Below are 3,919 nucleotides of genomic sequence, written 5' to 3'. Positions count from 1 at the left end.
TTGCGGGGCTCGGCGTGGCCGCGTGGGCTTGGCGCCGGCGGGGGTCCCGGGTGATGGTCTGGCCGCTGTGGCGGTTGGGGGCGGCGCGCCTCGCCCCCCCCGCCCCCCCCCCCCGCGACCGGCCCGCCCGATCAGGGCGCCGTGCAGGCCGAGCCGTCGGGGGTAGGCCGGGTGGTGGGGCGTTGGTGTCGTTCAGATCGGCGGTGAACACGGAGCCCCGGTCGCACCCGAGGATCAGGTGCGGGTCCACCTCTGGTTGGTGCCACCGTGGCAGTCCCAGATGATGACCTTCGTCCCGTTGGCGGTGGCGCCGCCGTTGACGTCCAGGCACTTGCCCGACGCCACCGCCGTCACGCTGCCGTCGGTGTTGAGGCGGAACTGCTGGTTGGTCTGGCCGTTGCAGTCCCACAACGTCACGGCGGTGCCGTTGGCGGTGCCCCGGTTGTAGACGTCCAGGCACTTCGTGCCGTCGTAGGCGCGCAGCTCACCGGCCGCGGTGGTGGTGAAGCGCTGGTTGGTCTGGCTGTTGCAGTCCCAGATCTGGGCCAGGGCGCCGTTGGTCGGCGTGCTGCCGGGGATGTCCAGGCAGCGGCCGGAGCCCTGGCTCACCAAGGAGAACGACGTGGGCGCCGGGCCCCCGCCGCTGACGACGTACACCGCCGTGCCGTGCGCCGGGACGCTGGCCGAGATCGTGCCGGAAGTGGTGGTCGTGCCGTTGGTCCAGGCGTCGCGCAGCGTGAACGAGCTGCCCGACAGACCGATCGCGCTCGCCGTGGTCGAGACGGTGGTCGTGCCGCCACCCTGGTTGAACAGGGCGACCGCGACGTTGCCGTTGGCCAGCCGCTTGGCCAGGACGCGGCGGGTGCCGTCGTTGGAGACCTGCACGGCCTGCAACCCGAGCGGGTCCTGGTTGATGGCGATGAGGTTGGCGTTCTTCAGGATCGTCTGCGTGGCGGCGTCCATGTTCCGCAGGTCGTTGCCCGCGATGAGCGGCGAGGCCATGACCGCCCACAGGGCGAAGTGGCTGCGCATCTCGGTGTCGTTCATGCCGCCGCGGCCGACCTCCATCATGTCCGGGTCGTTGAACCCGCCGGGCCTGGCGTAGGACGCCAGGGGCACGGTGACGTTGACGATGTTCTGGATGCCCATCGGGTAGCCGTTGGTCTGCCCGGTGTCCCACTTGTTGGTGATGTCCTCGGTGGTGCGCCACATGTTCGCCACGTCGCCCCAGTTGCGCCGGGGCCCGGTCTTGTCGTGGATGCTGTTCGAGTTGATGCTGTAGACGATCGGGCGGCCGGTGGCGCGCAGCGCGTCGCGCATCTTGGCGAACGTGCGCACCTGGTCGTCGATCGTGCCGCTGGGCGAGCACCAGTCGTACTTGAGGAAGTCCACGCCCCACGCGGCGAACTGGCGGGCGTCCTGCTCCTCGTGGCCCAGCGCCCCGGTCGAACCGGGGTAGGAGTTGAAGTACTGGGCGCACGTCTCGGCCAGCGGCGCCTGGTAGATCCCGAACTTGAGTCCCTTGCCGTGGATGTAGTCGCCGAGCGCCTTCATGCCGCTGGGGAACCGGCTGGGGTCGCCCTGGAGGTTGCCCGCCGAGTCCCGGTTGGGGTTCATCCAGCAGTCGTCCACGACGACGTACTCGTAGCCCGCGTCACGCATGCCGGAGTTGACCATCGCATCGGTCATCTGCCTGATCAACGTCTCGTTGATGTTGCAGCCGAACGTGTTCCACGAGTTCCAGCCCATCGGTGGGGTGCGCGCCACACCGTTCTCCAACGCCTGCGCGGACGACGTGTGCAGTACCGCCGTCACGGCGGACAGCAGCAGCGTGCCTGCCGCCAACAGCGTCGCCGTCCTGCGGGGACGGGGAAGTCGTGTTGCTGTCACCTGGTTTCACTCCTCGGTGCGTACGACGTTCCGGCTGCCACCCGTGCTGCCGCACGGTCGGGCGAAGAGTTGCCCGATGCTCCGGAATTCCGGGTTGGACAGATCCGCCGGCGCTCTGTGACGGGGCGGCTTCCGCCAGCGGCGCCCGGCTTCGACGAGACAGTGTCGCATCCGTTGTTCGCGTTCACAAGATGGTTCGAGGGGAGGAGTGTTCGCTTGGCCGAACCCACCTGCGAATACGTGATTGCGAGGCCGGATTGTTCGACGACAATTCGACGACACGAGGCGAAGGTGAGCGCTAACAATTTAGCTGAGTTAGTGCGTTGACTCCCTACCCTCTCCATGGCTACATTGGCCCGTGAGTCACGGCCCCGCGATCCGGTGCGGCACTCGCGGCGACCTCCCGTCAATGACGACGTTGGGAACTGCCATGCGAACACCTCTCCCGGCGCGAATCCGCGCCGCACCCGTGCCGTGCACGCTCGGCCGTGCCCACGCGATCGTCGCGCAGCCGATTCCCGAACCGCGCGTACCGCAGCGGTCGCGTTGACCCGGGGGAGAGGACGTGGACGACAGCCGGCCGGCCCGTCCGCGCAGCGGTGATCGATCGCGCGATCACTCCACCCCGGCATCCGACGATGGCCGAACCCCGTCAAGACCAATCTCTTGGAGGAACCGTGGAACCACGTCGGAACCGATCCGGAGACCCGGGTTCGGGCCTGCTGCGGCGGCGGTCGTTGCTGGCGGCAGGTGCCGCGCTACCGGCGCTGGCGGTGGCGAAACCCGCTTCGGCGCAGACCGGTGTGCTCGTCGAACCGTCGGTCGTGCAGCAGACGATCCTCGGGTTCGGCGGCATGAACCACCCGGGCTGGATCGGCGACCTCACCGCCTCCCAGCGCGAGACGGCCTTCGGCAACGGCGCGGGGCAGCTGGGCTTCACCGTGCTGCGCATCCCCGTCCCCGAGGACCGCGCCAACTGGAGCCGTGAGGTCGCCACGGCCAGGCGTGCCGGTGAGCTCGGGGCCAAGGTCTTCGCCTCGCCGTGGAACCCGCCGGCGTCGATGATCGAGACCTTCTCCGGCGGCAGGCGCCTGCGCTACAACGCCTACGGCGCCTATGCGCAGCACCTGAACGACTTCTCCACGTTCATGCGGAACAACGGGGTGAACCTGTACGGGATCTCCGTGCAGAACGAGCCGGACTACGCGCACGACTGGACGGCGTGGACCCCGGCAGAGATGGTGAGGTTCCTGCGGGAGAACGCGGGCTCGATCAACACCAGGGTCATCGCGCCCGAGTCGTTCCAGTACCTCAAGCGGACCTCCGACCCCATCCTCAACGACCCCGCCGCGCTGGCGAACGTGGACATCATCGGCGCCCACCTCTACGGCACCAGGACGGAGGACCTGCCCTACCCGCTCTTCCGCGAGAAGGGCGGCGGTAAGGAGCTGTGGATGACCGAGGTCTACCACCCGAACAGCTCCGACTCGGCCGACCTGTGGCCGCACGCGCTCGACGTGGGCGAGCACATGCACCGCGCACTGGTCCACGGTCGGTTCCAGACCTACGTGTGGTGGTACATCCGCCGCTCGTACGGCCCGATGCGCGAGGACGGGCAGATCAGCAAGCGCGGGGCCAACATGGCCCACTTCTCGAAGTGGGTCCGCCCCGGCTACCAGCGGATCACCGCGACCGCGAACCCGCAGTCGAACGTCTACATCACGGCGTTCAAGAGCGGGTCCAGGGTCGTCATCGTCGCCATCAACAAGAACTCCTCGGCGGTGTACCTGCCGTTCACCGTCCGGGACATCGCGTCCGCGGCGATCCCGACCTGGGTGACCACCGCGACGCGGACCCTCTCGCAGGACACGACGGTCACGATGACGAACGGCTCCTTCGGCGCCCAGCTGCCGGCCCACAGCATCAGGACCTTCGTCATCGGCTGACGGCCGCCGCGGGCTCCGCGAAGACCTGCGACGCGCCGGTCGAGCGGCCGGCCCGGTGGACCGGCCGCACGTCGGCGCGGGGG

Annotated in this window: 2 protein-coding genes; one reads left to right on the top strand and one right to left on the bottom strand. The window is 68.9% G+C overall.

Annotated elements, in window-relative coordinates; genetic code table 11:
• Nucleotides 1-234: 234 nt before the first annotated feature.
• Nucleotides 235-1,845 carry a glycoside hydrolase family 27 protein gene (locus ACFV4N_RS40950; RefSeq protein WP_499678078.1) on the bottom strand — a complete coding sequence of 537 codons (1,611 nt, stop codon included), beginning with the start codon at nt 1,843-1,845 and terminating at the stop codon, nt 235-237.
• Nucleotides 1,846-2,567: 722 nt separating this feature from the next.
• Between ACFV4N_RS40950 and xynC the strand changes: the two genes are divergently transcribed.
• Complete coding sequence (gene xynC / locus ACFV4N_RS40945; protein WP_499678077.1) at nt 2,568-3,836, top strand: glucuronoarabinoxylan endo-1,4-beta-xylanase XynC; 1,269 nt, start codon at nt 2,568-2,570, stop codon at nt 3,834-3,836.
• Nucleotides 3,837-3,919: the final 83 nt, after the last annotated feature.

The sequence above is a fragment of the Actinosynnema sp. NPDC059797 genome (assembly GCF_042732085.1).
Classification (GTDB): Bacteria; Actinomycetota; Actinomycetes; order Mycobacteriales; family Pseudonocardiaceae; genus Actinosynnema.
The sequence above is the reverse complement of the archived record's forward strand: the minus strand, read 5'-3'. Positions and strand labels throughout refer to the sequence as shown.